This is a genomic window from Mucilaginibacter aureus, assembly GCF_053514885.1.
Map to the genome: position 1 here is coordinate 1842054 of NZ_CP170601.1, position 16869 is coordinate 1858922.

Here is a 16869-nt window from a genome sequence, read left to right on the forward strand (position 1 = left end):
ATGACCATCTTCTCAAAAATAGTAGCAGGCGATATACCGGCATACAAAGTAGCCGAAACCACTGAGTTTTTGGCTTTTTTGGATATTAACCCGCTGGCCGAGGGCCATGTGCTGGTGATACCGAAAAAGGAAGTGGATTATTTGTTCGACCTGGATGATGAAACCTATACCGGCCTGCAGATATTTGCCAAAATTGTTGCTGCGGGCATGAAAAAGGTATTGCCCTGCAACCGCATCGGTGTTACGGTGATCGGCCTGGAAGTACCCCATGCACATATCCACCTCATTCCCATTAATGGGGTAAACGATATGAACTTTACCAAACCCAAACTAAAATTCACCCCCGAAGAATTTCAGGCTACAGCCGAAAAGATCAAAGGCGCATTGAGGGAGTAATTGACCAAAGTAATCGCCGCACTACCAAACCAGCTTATACCCAATGCCACGGATATTGATGATCTGTACATTGGGATCGGTTTTTAAATACTTACGCAGTTTGGTTATAAAAACATCAAGGCTGCGGGCGTTAAAAAAACTATCGTCGCCCCAAAGCTCGTTGAGTAGTTTGTTGCGGGTTATGGTTTCCTGTTTGTGTTTGCACAATAGTTTTAAAACATCGCTTTCGCGGGAGGTTAGCTGCTGGCGGTGTGTGCCGTGCTCAATAATGTTTTTGTTGGGCCTGAAGGTAAAAGCACCTATCTCAAAAACCTCGTTATTATCCTGCTTGGGGGTTGTGTACTCACTGATGAGCCGGTCTTTGCTCAGCAATGCTTTGATACGTACAATGAGCTCTTCAACACTGAAAGGCTTTTTTAAATAGTCGTTGCCACCCATTTCAAAACCCATTACCACATCTTTGGCTTGCGAGCGTGCGGTTAAAAAAATAACCGGCGTTTTACGGTCGCTTTCGCGAATGGTGCGGGCTACCTCAAAACCATCCATTTTGGGCATCATTACATCCAATACCAAAATATCGGGTTTGGCTAAAGTATATTGTTTAAGCGCCTGCTGCCCATCCGCGCAAAGCGTAACAGCAAAATCGCGTTCCTCTAAACTTTCGCGTACAATGTGGGCCAGTGCAAGTTCGTCTTCGGCTAATAAAACTTTTATCTTTTCCATTAATTGGGTAAAGCTATTATAAATTCGGCACCGTTGCCCGGCTCGCTTTTAACCGCAATGCTGCCTCCGTGGGCTTCAATAATATATTTGGCATAACTTAAGCCCAGGCCGGTGCCTTTTACATTGTGGATATTGCCGGTGGGTACACGGTAAAACTTATCGAACACCTGTGCGGCATCGGCGGGGGCAATACCAATGCCATTATCTTTTACAGAAATGCAGGCCATGTTATCTTCCGTATAAACAGTGATCACAATATCCACTGCATCGCCCGAGTATTTAATGGCGTTGTCGATCAGGTTATGCAGCACGTTACGCAGATGAAAAACATCGGCAGTAATGGTTTCAATGCCATCGCGGTTAGCATAGCTAAAACTCACCGTTTTGGTAGCCTTGGCTTTTTCGCTGCGAATGATATCATTGACCAGGTCATCCATCTTTATCGGCGTTACAGCCAGGTCCACCTCCTTGCCTTCAAAAGCGGCAATGTTAAGCACTTTGGTTACCAGTTGATTGAGGCGGGTCAGCTGCTCGCGCGATGTTTCGAGATAGCGCCGGGTTTTTTCGGGATCGTTCAGCGCGTTAAAGTTTTGCAGGCCCTCAATAGCTACGCTGATGGTGGCTATTGGCGTTTTGAGTTCGTGTGTCATGTTGTTGATAAAATCATCCTTTAACTCGGCCAGCTTTTTTTGCTCAACAATGGTGCGGTACACATACAAAAAGCAAAATCCGGTAAGGGCTATCAACAGCGCTGAGAACAGCAGGTTGATGAGCATGCTTTTCATTACCGCATATTGGGGTGATTTAAACACTGCCTTGGTGTAGGTAGTGTTAATGGTGGTGATATTGGGCGTTAAAAAATCAAACCCGTGGTACCGATACGGAAATGCAGTAGTCTCACTATATAGCTCGCTTACTTTTTTCTCACGCTGATCTTTCGGGACAAACGTTAACTTAAATGGTGCAATGATATTAATATGCACAAGCTCTTTTTTAAAGTACTTGTAAATTCTGGCGCTATCGGCCTGGTGAAAATGCGGCGGCATACGACTGTCGCGTTCCTGCTTAAACATCATATTAATGGAGTGTTTAAGCAGTGTGTCGGCAGGTTTTGGAGGTACAGTGAGCTTGAGAGCGCCTGGTGATTGTTTGGAATTTAAAAAAGCTTTGTGTTTAGCTGCCAGTACTTTTATTTGCTGCTTAAATAACGAATCGTCTGCAGGTGTGTGCTTGCCCGAATTGTGTTTGTAAAACAGATCGTGCAGGCCGCGGTCAAAAGCGCTATCCCTGGGTTGTATGGGGTTGGGGTTAGGATCAATGGTTTGCAACTCTGCCTTTTGTTTAGCGCGTAAAGCACTATCGGCTTTATAACTGGCACGGTTAATGGCTTTAAACCGTGCCATGCCACTGCTCATTTCTTCCATTTGGAAAGCAAAGGTGAGCTGGTATAAAAAAGTGGGTACGTAGAAAGACATTTCCGTAAGCAGTGCCGGGATGCTTTCGCGTCCGGTATATTTTATCTTAGTTTTATAATAGTTGAGGTTGAGCGCCCGCATGGTAAACGGAGCATTCACCATCATTAACGATTCTTGTGATTTATGCGCCACGCGGATATCATAACTGATATTGCCTGGATCGGGCGCGGTATTGGTATCTATCCGGATGATATAATCGGTTGATAACTTTTTGATCATCACAATCCGTATCGAATCAAAATAATCGCGCTTGCAACTATCCATGGCGCGCAGCATGGCGCTGTCGATATCGCTATCGAACTGTTTTTTGTTTACCCGGTAAGCGTTAACGGTCCAGTATCCCTGGAAAACGATAATGCCGATCAGCGAGAGCGCGATCAATGTAAAAGCAATACCCAGTTTCTTTTTCATGCTTAGCGATGAAGATATGGCTTATTGACTGCAAACGGCGAGTCTGTTAACAAATGTTAACATAAAATAAGGTAAATGCAACGTGTTGTGAGGCTGGTAATAATAGTTCATCATTTTTTATTGCTTAACATTAACTTAACATAACCGGGTTATCTTTGCCTGTCTGTACTACACAAATTATAAAGACAAATGTCGCTAAACAGCATCTTTCAATACTTCGTCCCTAAAGACAGAAAAGTTTTTTTCCCTCTATTTGAACAAGCCGCTAATAACGTAGTAGCCATAGCCACAGTTTTGGTTGAAACGGTAAACTCGCACAACCCTGAAACCCGCGACGAGCTGTACAAACAGATAGATAAGCTTGAAAATGTAGGGGACGAGCTGACCCACCAGATCTATATTGAGTTAGGTAAGAACTTTATTACTCCGTTTGACCGGGAAGATATACACAGCCTGGCTACCGCCATTGATGATATTGCCGATAACATACAGGGCGCTGCCAACCGGATGAACCTGTACCGGATAGAAGATTTTACGGTACCTATCCGCAAACTGGCCGACCTGATATTACAGGCCAGTATTGATATGGAAAAAGCGGTACGCGAGTTAAAAGACCTGAAGAACGTACGTAATATTGCCGACTCGTGTATCCGCATTAACAGCATTGAAAACCAAGCTGATTATGTATTTGACCGTGCTGTTGCCGACCTTTTTCTATACGAAAAGGATGCGATTAAGCTGATCAAATACAAAGAGATATTAGCGACCTTAGAAAATGCTACCGATATGTGCGAGGATGTAGCCAATGTAATGGAAACCATTTTAGTTAAAAACGCGTAGCATGACATTACTTGTTGTGGTTATTTGCTTAGCCATCATTTTTGATTTTATCAATGGTTTTCACGATGCGGCCAACTCCATAGCCACCGTGGTATCAACCAAGGTACTTTCGCCGTTAATGGCTGTGCTGTGGGCCGCAGCTTTTAACTTTCTGGCTTACTTTTTAGTTAAAGATCATAAAGTAGCCAACACCATTGCCAAAACAGTACACGAAAGCTTTATTACTTTAGATGTTATATTGGCCGGTCTTATTGCCGCCATTACCTGGAACCTCATCACCTGGTGGTTTGGTATCCCATCGAGCTCATCGCACACGCTGATTGGTGGTTTTGCGGGCGCCGGCATGACCAATGCCATGTTTATGCACCAAAATGCCTTTGATGCAGTAAATGCCGAACCTATTATCAAAATAGTTGCCTTTATATTTTTAGCGCCTATATTGGGCAGTATTATTGGTTTTGCCATTAACATTGCCATTTTGCATATCTGTAAAAACATGCGCCCATCAAAAACCGAGAAATGGTTTAAGCGGCTGCAACTGATATCATCGGGTGCGTTGAGCTTTGCCCACGGGGGTAACGACGCGCAAAAGGTAATGGGTATTATTTACGTGGCCCTAATAGCAGGCGGACATTTGGTAGCCGGTGCTGATATGCCCGAATGGATACCTTTAACCTGCTACTCGGCCATAGCTTTAGGCACCATGAGCGGCGGTTGGAAAATTGTGAAAACCATGGGTACTAAAATAACCAAGGTTACCCCGCTTGAAGGTGTGAGCGCCGAAACAGCCGGCGCTGTTACCTTATTTATTACCGAGCGTTTTGGTATACCGGTATCAACTACACATACTTTAACGGGTTCAATTATTGGTGTGGGTTTAACCAAACGGGTATCGGCAGTGCGCTGGGGGGTTACCATTAACCTGATATGGGCCTGGATAATTACCATCCCCATCTCTGCACTTATAGCCGGCCTGGTGTTTTTAGTGGTTAAGCAGTTTTAATTTTTCCAGTCTAAGATTACTAATTCGTTACACATAGGCGTTGTTAGGTTATTGCTCTACGCGCGTCATTGCGAGCGATAGCGAAGCAATCCCCAATAGGCAGAGCGGCTCTGTAAGTCGGGGATTGCTTCGTCCCTCGCAATGACGCGTGGTGAAGGATCGTCCAGGAGTAGTTGTCTGTCAAAATTACCTATACCCCGCAGCCTGCAAGTTAAACAGCTCGGCGTAACGGCCGTCCTTTTGCAGCAATTCTTCATGGCTGCCAATTTCAATCAGCTCGCCTTTTTCTAAAACCAAAATACGGTCGGCCATGCGCACGGTTGAGAAACGGTGCGAAATCAATACAGCTGTTTTGCCTGTTGTTAACTGGGCAAACCGCTGAAATACTTCGTATTCGGCACGGGCATCCAAAGCGGCAGTTGGCTCATCTAATATCAGCAGTTCGGCGTCGCGCATATAAGCACGTGCCAGAGCCACTTTTTGCCATTCGCCGCCCGATAGCTCAACCCCTTTGTTAAAACGACGGCCAAGCATTTGATCGTACTGGTCGGGCAGTTTGGCAATCAATACATCGGCAAGGCTTAATTGTGCAGCTCTTTTTATCAGGTCAGTATTGTGCAGCTGCTTAATGTTACCTACAGCTATATTTTGCCCGTAAGTAAACTGGTAGCGTAAAAAATCCTGAAAAATAATACCTGTTTGCATACGCAGCTGGGTAAGGTCGTATTCGCGCAGGTCGTGCCCATCGAGTAATATGCGCCCTTCGGTAGGGTCGTATAATCGCGAAAGCAGCTTAACCAGGGTAGTTTTACCCGCACCGTTCTCACCTACCAGGGCCAGTTTTTCGCCTGGGCGCAGGGTAAAGTTCAAATGCCGGTTTGCCCAGCGCTCGCTGTTAAGGTATTTAAAGCCAACATTCTCAAAAGTATAGCCTTCAACCATTGGGTTTGGAAACGGAAGCGGGTTTGCCGGTACGGGTATTTTAGGTTTGATCTCAAAGAAATCAAAAAAGTCGCGCAGGTAAATAGCGCCTTGCGATACCGAGGTAAACCGCGATAAGATACCCTCCATCAGACTGCGTACCTGGCTAAACGAACCAACCATAAACATCAGCTGCCCGATGGTGGTTTTACCGACAGCGGCGCTAAAAACAATAATAAGGTAGGCAGCATAATAGCCCGCTGTGCCAATGAATGAAAACAGCGCACCCCAGGCCGAACGTTTGATGGCCAATACACTGTTTTCGCGGTAAAACTTGGTTGATAAAACCCTGAAACGGTCGATAATAAATCCCGAAAGGTCAAAAATTTTAACCTCCTTGGCGGTATCATCGCTGGCGCCAATGTAGCGCAGGTAATCCAGTTCGCGCCGCTCGGGGGTTTGCCCGCGGGTAAGGGCATAGGTACGGTCGTTAAAATAAGCTTCTCCTAAAAAGGAAGGGATGATAGTAACCAGCAGTAAGGCAATGAGCCAAAAGTTGAACGTAAGCAGCCCCACGGCTAAAGCGCCAATGGTGATCAAATCCTGTATCTGGCTCATCACCTGGGTAAGTAATACGGTACGGCCCGCGGTTTGCTGGCGGGCACGTTCAAGCTTATCATAAAAAACCGAATCTTCAAACTGGTCAAGGTCAAGCGTGGCCGCATGCTCCATGATGCGGATAGAGGTATGGTTTGAAAACAAGTCGCCAAGCAGGGCATCAACAAGCGAAACGAGCCTGCCCAATATATCTGATATGATAGCCAGGCCAAACTGAAGCGCGATGAGCATGAGCAAATGCTGGTGCGATACCGGGCCCTTGCCTGTTATCATACTGGTTATCTCGTCAAGTATCAGCTTGGTAACATACAATATAGATAAAGGTAATGCCGATTTGGCAATGCGCAGGGCAAAGGTGCAAATGGTCATCCATTTACTGGTTTGCCATACCAGTTTAAATAGGGCCGGCAGATTGCCAAGCGCCATTACACGCTCTTTTAAAGTTACGTTGTGGGTGTCGCGGGGGGCAACATTAAAAAAGTCCCTAAGCTTCATTGGGCTAAATTAACAAAAGGCGGCATAGGTAATTGAAAATTAAAGTGATTTTGCAATAAAAAGATCACACTGCCGGCTGGTTTTAAGTCGACTGCATCGGCCCTGAAATTTTTTTAAGGCTTGTGGAAATTATACGATCTGCGCATCGTTAGGATAAACATAACCAACCTACGCCTTATGCCTAAACTATTATTTACCCTGCTGATCTTGCTGGGTGCTTTTAATTACAAAACCAACCTGCCCGATAGCAAACGCGCCAGCGATGTACGCGACAATGTATGGCCAAAACTACAAACCGAACTGGAAAGCAAAAACCTTAAAATGAGTGGGGTTTACCTGCGCATTTTTAAAAGCGAGCATATGCTTGAGGTTTGGGTTAAAGCCGCAAAACAATATGAGTTGTTTAAAAGCTACGAGGTTTGCTTTTTCTCCGGTGGCCTGGGCACCAAAACCAGGTCGGGCGATGGTAAAAGCCCCGAAGGTTTTTATACCCTTGAACCTAAGCAGCTCAACCCGGTAAGCAATTATTACCTGGCCATGAATGTTGGGTATCCCAACAAATTGGAGCAACTAAAAGGCTATACCGGCGATGCCATTATGGTGCACGGGCATTGCGCATCGATAGGCTGCTATGCCATGACGGATGCGCGGATAGAAGAAATTTACACATTGGTTTATAAAGCTTTTGAAGCAGGGCAGCAAAAAGTACAGCTTGATATTTTTCCTTTCCGAATGGATGCCGGGCACATGCGCCAATATGCCTCATCGCCGTACAGGCAATTCTGGAAAACTATGAAACCGGGTTATGACCTGTTTGAACAAAAGCACATACCGGTTGTTGCGGGGATAAAAGATAAACAGTATTGGTTTGGAAAGTAAATTGAATATCGAATAATGAATATCGAAATTTCCCCTTTAGGGGGTTAGGGGGCTCATATAGTCAACCGGCAACAGGTCGGCGTTGCCGCTTTTACCCCATTCGCCCTCAAATAAAGTACTGGTAGGGTCAATAAAAATGCCGTTTTGATCAAACACGGCAAATTTTTTGGGTAGGGTAACGGTAGTTGCAGTATAATTAACCTCCTCTTTGGGGTGTAGCTGGATATCCTTTGCAGGCCGGCTGGTTTTTTTAGGATAAACAATGTACAGGTAATCGGTAAAGGTTAGGGCATATAAGTTTCTGGCATCCGCGCGTTGTACAAAGTCGGCAGGCAGCAAAGGTTTGTTTACCAGGTACTCAAATATCTTAGGCATATTAAACTTTTCGCGCCAGTATTTAAGCGAATCGGCAAAGGGCCCGTAACCCGTATCGGGATATTTGATGTTGTTAATGCCATTTACCGGCTGGCTAAATTGCCTTATCCTGGCGCGTATCACCTCATCAGGAGGCCGATTAGGGTTGGGTTTGCGTATCAGCCGCAGTACTTTAAATCCATCGGTATCCAGCCGGTTGGCGATAATCGACCGCAGAAAATGCATGCCCGAACCGAGATAGGTTTCCAGCCGTTTCTTTTCCCATTTTTTAACCTGCGAACGCGAACCCTGCATATTTTCAAAAAGCACATTACCATAGTAGTAAGTGCTTGAAGTGCCGGGCTGCATGGTCAAAATAAAACTGGTGAGCTGATAATGGATCTTATAACCCAGTGCTTTGTTCTCGATGATCAGAAAATCATCCGAACTGGCAGTGAGCGTTCGTTTGGCGCCGTCATAGTCCAGGTCGAGCACGTCGGGATTAAGTATCTTACAATCGGCAGCGTTTTCTGAGCGGCCCAGAAACTCGCGTGTAAACAACTCCAGGTAATTTTTGCGGTTAGGATCGGGCGGACCGATACGCACTTCTTTTAACTGCTTATTGCTCAACGCCAGCACAATTGGCGGCAGGCTGATACCGGTATTGCCGGCGTTAATGTTTTGATGGTTGGTTTGGTACCCGATAAAAGATACCACCATATCATACTGCCCCGGTTTTACATTGCTGAGCGCGAACGACCCATCGTCCTTTGTTTGGGTGCCAACCTGTGTGTTGCTTAAAAACACGTTAGCAAAAGGCACGGGCTTGCTATTCGCATCAATTACCTTGCCGGTGATAGTGATTTGCGCGGATAGTGAAAAGGGCGATAGTAATAGGAATATGAGCAGTTTGCGCATCATGCCGGTAAAATTAACTAAATTTTTAGTTGTTTTACAATTCGTTTGTTTTAATGAATGTTGTGTAGCGCTTTTGACGGAAAAATGCATTCTCTGTTCCGTTATGTTTGTGCAATAAAGCAGATATTTTATACTTTTAAACTGTGAATAATGCAAATACTAAACACTGGTTGTTAGGGAATCCATTTAAAATATATGGTTGGTCGTTTCTCCTTTTTCTGCTATTCTATTCAATAGGCACCATCATAGTAAGGTTAGTTACTAAAAACAACCAAGGTTCAGTCGGGGATTACCAGTTATTTGCTTGTGTGGGATATAGTGCATTGGTTTTACTGATCGCTATCATCACAAGTTTTTTATACCGTGAGTGGTTTAGAAAATACGCACACATTAATATTACCCTGGTCATCTTTTTAGGTATTTTTTGGGCTTTTCTAATTGCAATACTTTGTCTCGGAAGATTAGGATGTTAATCAGGATATGTGCGTTGCTAAATATCCAATAAAAAAGCACGAACCGTTTTTATACAATTCGTGCCTGAACTTTTAATTCCCATTTCGGGGATTAGAGGTCTACTCTTTCCCCAATATGATAGACCCCGGCTTGCCGCCCATAATAATTACTTTGGCGTTTGGCGACAGGGCGATCTCTTTTTGCGCCTTAATGGCTTCGTATTGCAATTGCTTGTCGGATAAACCGGTGGAGAGGATCTTTTGATAATCGGCTATACCTTGTGCCTCTACACGCTTACGATCGGCTTCCTGGCGCTCTTTTTGCAAAACGAACTGCATTTTTTGCGCGTCCTGCTCGGCATTAATTTTTGATTCGATGCTGGCCTTTACCGATGCGGGTAAGGATATATTGCGCACCAGCAGCGATTGCAGCTCCATACCGTTTTTAGCAAAGGCTGCTGCGATGGTTTTTTGAATGCGAGCCTGGAACTCTTCGCGGCGGGTAGAATATAAGGCCACGGCCTCGTAATAAACGGCATTATCGCGAATGGCAGTGCGTGCTACCGGGCGAACAATGTTATCGATATAATCGGGACCGATGTTTTGTAACAGGAATGGGGTTTTGCTTGGGATAAGACGGTAAAGCACCGTGATATCAATGGTCACTTCCAAACCGTCTGACGAGAGCACGCGGATGGCATCATCGCCCTGTTTCTGGCCCTCATCGTGCTGGCCGCTCATGGTGTAATTTTGAGTTTTGGCATCAAACTCGGTTATTTTAACCACAGGGTCGATAAAATGGAGGCCGCTTTCTAAAACATCATTTTGTACTTTACCAAACAGCGATTGTACGCCAACCGTGCCTGGCTCAATCACCTTAACCGATGAGCTTAATAAACCCAGCGCCACAATAATAACCCCTACAATAGTAATGGTGCGCGAAAAATGCGCGGCCGGCGATTGACCTTGTTTGATAACCATGCCCGCAATGAGCACGATGATACCGATAATTGCTATAAACATTTCAGGTTTTGATTTAGACCTGAAAGTTACGGCTTTTTAGTCAGGTTTTTAATATCCTTAATTAAGCGCAATTTAAAGATCACGATCAACGTGCCAATAAACAAAGCACCTAATACAAACGCCCAGTTGCCGTTTTTAAGACCCGACCAAATGGTGATGAGGCATATGATAATGCACAGGTTATATAATATATTGAGGATGAATTTAAAGGCCATTAGTACACGCTCATATTAGGGTCGATCTCATTGGCCCAGGCCAAAATACCACCCTGTAAATTATATAAATTGGTATAGCCAAGCGGCTCTAATTGCATAATGGCAACAGCACTGCGTTTACCGCTGCGGCAGTGCACAATAACCGGCTTGTCTTTGGCAATCTTATCGGCTTCTATCACTACGCCGGCCAAAGGGATCAGCAGGCCGCCCAGGTTCGACGTTTCATATTCAAACTCTTCGCGAACGTCGATCAGTTGAAAATCTTCGCCATTGTCCATTTTCTCTTTTAGTTCCTGTACGCTTATTTCTTTCATTTTTAACGGGTATCAAATTATTAGTTCAAAGGTATGTTTTTTATCAGAGAAAATGGATCATCGCAACGTAAGGTGTTTGTTGAGAATTTCGGAATTCGGATGTTCGATTTCGGATTTTCTTTTTTAGCAAGTCATGTCGAACTCGTTTCGGTACCACCATACAGAGCATCTATGCAAATTATTTTTAATTTTAACTTTTGAATTTTGACTTTCAACAGGGCGTTCCCTGCGGGCCGGGCTATCCGCTCATACTGCACTGGCCTTAGCCACGGGCCGGTATCCGCTTCTATCCCTAACGCATTCTTTCGGGGTGGTTGTGCTCATCAATTGAAAATAGCCTGTAACATAAACCACTTACAGGCGTTTAATAACAACAAACTGTTGACTATAAATGAGGAAAGTAACGCGTTTTTTTTGGTTTTGCAGCGGCGCGCATATCGATACGTTAAAAAAATACCCGGTTGAGCATAATAAGTATGTGGGTATTGGCGCCACTATATTTTTTACGGCGCTATTTGCCTCGTTGTCGGGTGGGTATGCCATGTATTTTGTATTTAGCGGCAGTGCGTTTGCGGTTGGCTTTGCTATTTTATTCGGTTTGATATGGGGTACGGCCATTTTTAACATGGACCGTTATATTGTTGGCAGTATCAACAAACAGGGCACGGTAAACCAGCAGATCTTACAGGCATCACCGCGTATCCTGCTGGCCATCATGATCGGGGTGGTGATATCGCGCCCGCTGGAGCTGAAGATCTTTGATAAGGAGATCCGCCAGAAACTCAAAACCAGCTACCTTAACGGGCAGCGCAATAAAATTGATACGTTGCAAAAGGCCTATAACGAAAAATACGCGCAGCAACTGGGCAGCACATCCGAACTGAAAAAGGAGCGCGACTCGCTCACCAAAGATATTAACCGCTCGCGATACCAGTTAAACCAGGAAGTATTTGGCGATAAAAGCAACCAAACAAGCGGCATAAAAGGGTATGGCACCTACGCCAAACAAAAACAAGGGGTATTGGAAGAAAAGCAGGCCCGGCTAAAAACCGTGCAGGATGGTATTGATAAAACCACAGGTTACCTTGACGAGCGCAAACAGCTTGATGGTTTAAATAACATCATCCTGTTCTCCGATCATCAGCTGGACAGTCTGGCCAACGTTGCGGGCTTTGCCGACCGTAACTGGGCGCTTGGGCAGCTGGCTTTTCGCGCCGATGGTAAAAAGGACCTGGATACTTACCTGGCCGAATCGTTCATCGCCTATCTGTTTATCCTGTTTGAGTGCTTACCGGTTTTCGTTAAACTGATGTCGCCAAAGGGACCGTACGATGTGGCGCTTGGGCGGATCGAGGAGGCCAATCATTATTATGCCGATAAGGACCGCGACCACGAAATTGCCGTTACCGATGAAACTTTTGACCATCGTTTCAAAACAGATGTAGATAAGCGAAAGCAAACCATCACCGGCCAGGCGGAATGGGATCTGGGCAGGCAGCGGTATGATTGACAATGTGCAGAAGAGGACACACCCCTCCGCCCCTCTCAAGAGGGGAATCGCACCAGGCCCCTGCTTTTTTATTTTGGAAGATCAGGTTTGCCATCAAAACTCCCTTCTTGAGAAGGGGTGCGTAAGGTAGTGTGGTTGCGGGGATGTGTTATTTTGCGTTATAAAATGACACACCCCTCCGCCTCCCGAAGTATCGGGACAGGCTCTCTCAAGAGGGGAATCGCACCAGGCCTCTGCTTTTTTTATTTTTCGGACATCTGTAATTAAAAATCCGCACAATTACATCAATATAGACAATGGACCCAATCAGGCCATAGCTTTGTTTAGCGCTATAATCGCTTCATCAAAATCTTCGCGGGCAACCAAAAACTGGATGTTTACTTTACGTAAAGCAAAACCGGCGCTTTTGATATCGATATTGCGTGCCGAAAGTGCGCCTGCCGATTTAGCCAGTAAGCCTACCTGGTCCATATTTGAACCTATCAGACAAACCATGGCCATTTTTTCGACGGTTACCTTTTCAAATTTTTCTTCCAGTTCTTTGATCAGTTCTTTATGAAAATCTTTTTCCCAGATCACGATCGAGATACTGTTGGCGCTGGTGGCCTTAAAGTTGTAGCTGATGCCCAGGTCAAAAAACACCTGCATGATCTGGAAATCGGTACCTACGTTGCCCACCATCAGCGGGTCGTAAATATCGATCATCACCAGCTTGGTGGTGCCGGTAATTACCTCCACACGCTTGTGCGGCGATACATAATCCTTAGTGATCAACGTACCGGGATGCTCAGGCTCAAAAGTGTTTTTGATGCGCAGGTTGATGTTGTTGATCTCGAGCGGTTTTGACGCTTTAGGGTGGATAGCCTCCATGCCCACATCAGCCAGCTGATCGGCAACATCGTAATTGGTAAACCCAACCGGGATGCAGTTATCGGTACCAACCAAAACCGGGTCGGCGCTGCACAGGTGATATTCTTTGTGGATGATGGCCTCCTGGGGCTGAACCGCAACCGCGATCTTGCAAAAAGTAACCTCGCTGTAGCCACGGTCAAACTCGCGCATAATACCCTCGGTACCTTTGGCGTAGCCGGTTACTATGCAAATGGTTTTATCAAACTCGATATTGCTGAAGGTATGCTTGATGCGCTGATCGATGGTGTACGATTTATGATCGTGAAAACCGCTCAGATCAACCAGCGTAGCGTTGATACCCATGTTTTGTAAAATATTGGTAAACACAAAAGCCGAGTGGCTTTCGCCGATGGAGGCAAGGATCTCGCGGGCGGCCTGTAAAATACCTTCTTTACTTACATAACCCGATGCTAAAATATTAGCCAGGTTATCCAGATAATGTTTGGCATCGTTGATCCGGCTTTCAATAAATTCATCGGCCAGAGCCAGATCTAAACCCAGGTCGACATATTTTTTATTGATGGTTTGCAGGCTCACGATCAGTTCGCTCAGCGCGTGATGAAATTCCTGGTATTTGGCAATACGGTGGTAAACACCCGGTTCGCCGGTTTTTTTATTTTCTAAAAGTAAGTTGGTTACACCCGAAAAAGCCGATACCACAAAAATGCGGTTATACAACTCATCGCCCTCGCGGCCAAATAATATAATGTTATTAATTACATCCTTTAAGGCACTCATTGAGGTGCCGCCTATTTTTTCTACTGTCAGCATGTTCACTATTTATATCCTTAAACTGATATCCACCCGTTTAAGTGGCGGCAAATTTATAAAAATAGCTGAAAAGATTGTCGACTGATTTTATAGATAATGAAAGCGGGTGATACCGGCAGATCATCTTAAAAAAAACAGGTTCCCCAAAAAATGGCTATTTTTATCACACCACTATAAACGAAATGAAAAAAGCCTTTTTAACTATCCTGTTGCCGGGCATTATTTTATTGTGCCTGTGTGCTGCACGAATAGATGGCCGGATGCATGGGTTAACGGGCGGGTTAATTGACAGTTTGCAACACCGGATGGCTGTTTACCAGGCCGAACGCCCTTTTAACAACCTGTACGTGCACCTGGATAAAAACAATTACCTGACCAACGAAAGCATTTGGTTTAAGGCTTATATGCTTACCAACCCCGGTTTAGAGAACAAGGTGCTTTTTGTGCGCCTTACCGACGCGGATAAAAAGGTGATACTGAGCTACCAGTTTCCGGTGTATGATATAAGGGCGCATGGCGATATGTTATTGCCCGATACCCTTAAACAGGGCGAATACTTTTTTTACGCCTTTACCAATACCATGCTCAACTTTGCCCCAAACCAGGTATTTGTACAAAAGATAAAGATATTTAAGAACGCCGCCGAAAATATGGAGGCCGAGGCCGGTGTGACCGACAGTACCAAACTGCGCCGGGGCGCGGCAGTGGATATACTGATCAAGCTGAAAAAGGGCAACCGTTATGTAACTGATGTGAAGGGCAATTACCAGTTGCTGGTTGATGATAAACCCATTAAAGCTGGCAAAGTGACCACCAACTTTTTAGGCGAGGCGTTTATATCATTTACATACCCGCAAATTGCCGACAACCAGACATTAAAGGTTACAGCCAAATTTAACAAGGATAATGATGGCGCCGAACTTAACCTGAACCTGCGGCACGAAGCCAGCCCGGTGGTGGTGAATGTTTGGCCCGAGGGCGGACACCTGGTTGAGGGGATAGTTAACCACGTTGCTATTGAGGCGGGCGATAACAAGAACAATCCGCTGACTACGGCTCTGCTGTTTAAAAACGGCGATGAAGTTTTAGCCAGGCTGCAAACCAATGCTTACGGCATAGCTAAGTTAGATTTTGTACCGCGGGCCACCGGCAATTACCATTTTGAGGTGCCGGGCAATACTAACAAAACGCCCATTGTTATGAACGCGAAGATAGAACCGGCAGGGCTTGGGCTATGGGTAAAGCAAACGGGCAACCGGTTTTACGCCACTGTATACAATAAAGGTAAAAGCGATAGCGCTACGCTGGTTTTACGATCGTACACGAATGTGCTGTGGCACCAGGGATTAGTAGTGAAAACGGGCGACTCGACCCGGGTTGAATTGCCGGCGGCAGACTTCCCGAAAGGCGTGCTGAGTTTGGCCTTGTTTGACAACGCGGGCAATTGCGCTGCCGAACGCCTGTTAATGAACAAGCAAACCGAGCAGGTGAGCATAGGGGTGCAAACGGATAAACCCAGCTATGGGTTACGGCAACGGGTAAAGGTAACCATTAATGCCCGCGACCTGGCCAATATGCCTATGGTTACCAACCTATCGGTAGCGGTGGTAGAAAAAACACGCATTAATAGCGGGAGCTATACCACGATACTGGATAACTATTACTATAAAGCATTGAGCCAGTCGTTTGCCGACCAGCATTATAACAGCGCCAATGCTGCCGATATGGATGCTGTGCTGATAGGTAAAAAGTGGTATGCCAACAACTGGACCGATCTGTTGGCCTATAAGCCCAGAGGCTACCGCCGGATGCTGAAAAACACCGACGGGGTTAGTGGCATGATCACCAGTTTGAAACATAAGCCGATACAGCTGAAATCACTTATCGTGATGTCAAAAGGTGGATTTAGCGAAGTGCCGGTAGACAAAGATGGTTATTTTTATATCCCTTCGGATGATCTGATCACTGAGCGCAGCGACAAGAGGTATATCATGTTAAATCCGGATTTTTACGACAAGTACGACATTAAGATCACGAACTTTGAAGGCGAATACGATAACATGGCTGTGTTTTCGGGGGCATTCCGTTTCCCCGACCTGTACAACAGCATCGTAAAGCTGAACGATAAAACAGGCGTCAACCTGAAGGGTAATATCCAGCTGCGCGAAGTAAAGATCAAAGACAATACACGCAATACGGAATTATCTGTAGATATGAGCAGCTTTACCTCGAAAACCTGTAACGACTACGTGTGCATGTACAGTATTTTGAACTGCCCCAACCACAAATTTGGTAACCCCCCTGTAGATGGCGGCATTTATATTTACAACGGGCGCCCGGTTGTTTACCACGGCTGTGCATCGCAAATGCCGTCGCCGACCCGTTTTTTGCTGAAGAACATTGCTACGCCCAATAAATTTATACTGCCCGATTACGATAAGGACCCATCTAACGAGCCGGAATTGCGGAGCACCATTTACTGGGAATCCAACCTCAATACCGGTACCGACGGCAAGGTTACCTTTGAATTTTTTACCAGCGACATTAAGGGCGATTTTACTATTATGGTGCAGGGTATTGATGTGAAGACCCTGCGGCCGGTATATGGGACGGGCGGTTTTGTGGTACGATAAGAGAGT

General features: G+C 45.5%; 15 protein-coding genes. 7 read left to right on the forward strand and 8 right to left on the reverse strand.

Features of this window, described 5'->3' with window-relative positions; all coding sequences use genetic code 11:
• Positions 1 to 396 (forward strand): HIT family protein, encoded by a 396-nt coding sequence (locus ACFGVR_RS07770; protein WP_448702209.1) that lies wholly within the window; start codon positions 1 to 3, stop codon positions 394 to 396.
• Positions 351 to 455 (forward strand): hypothetical protein, encoded by a 105-nt coding sequence (locus tag ACFGVR_RS07775; protein ID WP_448703033.1) that lies wholly within the window; start codon positions 351 to 353, stop codon positions 453 to 455. The genes ACFGVR_RS07770 and ACFGVR_RS07775 overlap by 46 nt, the downstream gene beginning before the upstream one ends.
• On the opposite strand, the gene ACFGVR_RS07780 is transcribed toward ACFGVR_RS07775, so the two are convergent.
• Positions 418 to 1119, reverse strand: coding sequence for a response regulator transcription factor (locus ACFGVR_RS07780; protein ID WP_448702210.1), 702 nt, complete (start codon positions 1117 to 1119; stop codon positions 418 to 420). The two genes, ACFGVR_RS07775 and ACFGVR_RS07780, sit on opposite strands and share 38 nt — an antisense overlap.
• Positions 1119 to 3005: a sensor histidine kinase gene (locus tag ACFGVR_RS07785; RefSeq protein ID WP_448702211.1), complete on the reverse strand. Its 1887-nt coding sequence runs from the start codon at positions 3003 to 3005 to the stop codon at positions 1119 to 1121. Before ACFGVR_RS07785 ends, ACFGVR_RS07780 begins: the two co-directional genes overlap by 1 nt.
• Before the next feature lie 189 nt (positions 3006 to 3194).
• On the opposite strand from ACFGVR_RS07785, the gene ACFGVR_RS07790 reads away from it, so the two are divergent.
• A complete protein-coding gene (locus ACFGVR_RS07790) occupies positions 3195 to 3845 on the forward strand; it encodes a DUF47 domain-containing protein (RefSeq protein WP_448702213.1) in 651 nt (216 codons plus the stop codon).
• A 1-nt stretch (position 3846) separates the two neighbouring features.
• Positions 3847 to 4848, forward strand: coding sequence for an anion permease (locus ACFGVR_RS07795; RefSeq protein ID WP_448702214.1), 1002 nt, complete (start codon positions 3847 to 3849; stop codon positions 4846 to 4848).
• A 186-nt stretch (positions 4849 to 5034) separates the two neighbouring features.
• On the opposite strand, the gene ACFGVR_RS07800 is transcribed toward ACFGVR_RS07795, so the two are convergent.
• Positions 5035 to 6882, reverse strand: a complete 1848-nt coding sequence (locus ACFGVR_RS07800) for an ABC transporter ATP-binding protein (RefSeq protein ID WP_448702215.1) — start codon at positions 6880 to 6882, stop codon at positions 5035 to 5037.
• 177 nt (positions 6883 to 7059) lie between these two features.
• Here ACFGVR_RS07800 and ACFGVR_RS07805 point away from each other — a divergent pair, with 177 nt between their 5' ends.
• Positions 7060 to 7761, forward strand: a complete 702-nt coding sequence (locus ACFGVR_RS07805; protein WP_448702216.1) for a L,D-transpeptidase family protein — start codon at positions 7060 to 7062, stop codon at positions 7759 to 7761.
• A 36-nt stretch (positions 7762 to 7797) separates the two neighbouring features.
• On the opposite strand, the gene ACFGVR_RS07810 is transcribed toward ACFGVR_RS07805, so the two are convergent.
• The 4 genes from ACFGVR_RS07810 to ACFGVR_RS07825 form a co-directional block, all read right to left on the reverse strand.
• The gene (locus ACFGVR_RS07810; RefSeq protein ID WP_448702218.1) at positions 7798 to 9036 is read right to left on the reverse strand and encodes a carboxypeptidase-like regulatory domain-containing protein; all 1239 of its coding nucleotides are present in this window, start codon (positions 9034 to 9036) and stop codon (positions 7798 to 7800) included.
• Between the two features lie 569 nt (positions 9037 to 9605).
• Positions 9606 to 10508 carry a prohibitin family protein gene (locus ACFGVR_RS07815; protein WP_448702220.1) on the reverse strand — a complete coding sequence of 301 codons (903 nt, stop codon included), beginning with the start codon at positions 10506 to 10508 and terminating at the stop codon, positions 9606 to 9608.
• Positions 10509 to 10534: 26 nt separating this feature from the next.
• Positions 10535 to 10723 carry a DUF6358 family protein gene (locus ACFGVR_RS07820; RefSeq protein WP_448702221.1) on the reverse strand — a complete coding sequence of 63 codons (189 nt, stop codon included), beginning with the start codon at positions 10721 to 10723 and terminating at the stop codon, positions 10535 to 10537.
• Positions 10723 to 11037: a rhodanese-like domain-containing protein gene (locus tag ACFGVR_RS07825; RefSeq protein WP_448702222.1), complete on the reverse strand. Its 315-nt coding sequence runs from the start codon at positions 11035 to 11037 to the stop codon at positions 10723 to 10725. Before ACFGVR_RS07825 ends, ACFGVR_RS07820 begins: the two co-directional genes overlap by 1 nt.
• A gap of 391 nt (positions 11038 to 11428) precedes the next feature.
• Here ACFGVR_RS07825 and ACFGVR_RS07830 point away from each other — a divergent pair, with 391 nt between their 5' ends.
• Positions 11429 to 12547 (forward strand): DUF4407 domain-containing protein, encoded by a 1119-nt coding sequence (locus ACFGVR_RS07830; RefSeq protein WP_448702223.1) that lies wholly within the window; start codon positions 11429 to 11431, stop codon positions 12545 to 12547.
• 306 nt (positions 12548 to 12853) lie between these two features.
• Here ACFGVR_RS07830 and ACFGVR_RS07835 read toward each other — a convergent pair whose 3' ends face one another.
• Positions 12854 to 14230 carry an aspartate kinase gene (locus ACFGVR_RS07835; protein ID WP_448702224.1) on the reverse strand — a complete coding sequence of 459 codons (1377 nt, stop codon included), beginning with the start codon at positions 14228 to 14230 and terminating at the stop codon, positions 12854 to 12856.
• A 182-nt stretch (positions 14231 to 14412) separates the two neighbouring features.
• Between ACFGVR_RS07835 and ACFGVR_RS07840 the strand changes: the two genes are divergently transcribed.
• Positions 14413 to 16863, forward strand: a complete 2451-nt coding sequence (locus ACFGVR_RS07840) for a hypothetical protein (protein ID WP_448702225.1) — start codon at positions 14413 to 14415, stop codon at positions 16861 to 16863.
• Positions 16864 to 16869: the final 6 nt, after the last annotated feature.

Excerpts from the sequence above, each read along its gene's own strand:
- ACFGVR_RS07770 (WP_448702209.1), top strand. The coding sequence starts at position 1 with ATGACCATCTTCTCAAAAATAGTAGCAGGCGATATACCGGCATACAAA.
- ACFGVR_RS07780 (WP_448702210.1), bottom strand. The coding sequence starts at position 1,119 with ATGGAAAAGATAAAAGTTTTATTAGCCGAAGACGAACTTGCACTGGCC.
- ACFGVR_RS07785 (WP_448702211.1), bottom strand. The coding sequence starts at position 3,005 with ATGAAAAAGAAACTGGGTATTGCTTTTACATTGATCGCGCTCTCGCTG.
- ACFGVR_RS07790 (WP_448702213.1), top strand. The coding sequence starts at position 3,195 with ATGTCGCTAAACAGCATCTTTCAATACTTCGTCCCTAAAGACAGAAAA.
- ACFGVR_RS07795 (WP_448702214.1), top strand. The coding sequence starts at position 3,847 with ATGACATTACTTGTTGTGGTTATTTGCTTAGCCATCATTTTTGATTTT.
- ACFGVR_RS07800 (WP_448702215.1), bottom strand. The coding sequence starts at position 6,882 with ATGAAGCTTAGGGACTTTTTTAATGTTGCCCCCCGCGACACCCACAAC.
- ACFGVR_RS07805 (WP_448702216.1), top strand. The coding sequence starts at position 7,060 with ATGCCTAAACTATTATTTACCCTGCTGATCTTGCTGGGTGCTTTTAAT.
- ACFGVR_RS07810 (WP_448702218.1), bottom strand. The coding sequence starts at position 9,036 with ATGATGCGCAAACTGCTCATATTCCTATTACTATCGCCCTTTTCACTA.
- ACFGVR_RS07815 (WP_448702220.1), bottom strand. The coding sequence starts at position 10,508 with ATGTTTATAGCAATTATCGGTATCATCGTGCTCATTGCGGGCATGGTT.
- ACFGVR_RS07820 (WP_448702221.1), bottom strand. The coding sequence starts at position 10,723 with ATGGCCTTTAAATTCATCCTCAATATATTATATAACCTGTGCATTATC.
- ACFGVR_RS07825 (WP_448702222.1), bottom strand. The coding sequence starts at position 11,037 with ATGAAAGAAATAAGCGTACAGGAACTAAAAGAGAAAATGGACAATGGC.
- ACFGVR_RS07830 (WP_448702223.1), top strand. The coding sequence starts at position 11,429 with ATGAGGAAAGTAACGCGTTTTTTTTGGTTTTGCAGCGGCGCGCATATC.
- ACFGVR_RS07835 (WP_448702224.1), bottom strand. The coding sequence starts at position 14,230 with ATGCTGACAGTAGAAAAAATAGGCGGCACCTCAATGAGTGCCTTAAAG.
- ACFGVR_RS07840 (WP_448702225.1), top strand. The coding sequence starts at position 14,413 with ATGAAAAAAGCCTTTTTAACTATCCTGTTGCCGGGCATTATTTTATTG.